This window comes from Streptomyces sp. NRRL S-118 (assembly GCF_000716335.1).
GTDB lineage: Bacteria > Actinomycetota > Actinomycetes > Streptomycetales > Streptomycetaceae > Streptomyces.
The window spans coordinates 1-394 of the sequence record NZ_KL591053.1 but is presented as its reverse complement, the minus strand read 5'-3'; the positions used below and the strand labels follow the sequence as shown (position 1 = coordinate 394).

Genomic DNA, 394 nt, shown 5'->3' with positions numbered 1-394 from the left:
ATGCACCACAGCCGTCAACGGACGCTCCAGCGCATCGAGCAGCTGGACCAACTCGGCCCGGTCGGCCACGTCACACGCGACGATACGCACCTCCGCACCGAGCGCCTCCAGCCCGGCCGTCAGCTCCCCGGCCCCGTCCGCCGCAGGACCACGCCGGCTCACCAGCACCAGACGCTTCGCCCCGTGCTCGACGACCAGATGCCGCGCGACCAGCGCACCCAGACCACCCGTACCGCCCGTGACGAGGACCGTGCCCTCCGGGTCGAGCGGCGCCCCGCCCGGCACCACCGCACCGGCCCGCCCGAGCCGAGGAGCCCACAACCCGCCCGCACGGACGGCCAGCTGCGGCTCGTCCACGGCGAGGAGCGCACTCCACTCCGGGGCGTCGGCGTCG

Annotated in this window: 1 protein-coding gene; it reads right to left on the bottom strand. The window is 75.4% G+C overall.

The features are described from left to right. Positions 1-394 (bottom strand): SDR family NAD(P)-dependent oxidoreductase (locus IH00_RS38540; RefSeq protein ID WP_039947876.1); only part of this gene is annotated, 394 nt, incomplete at both ends.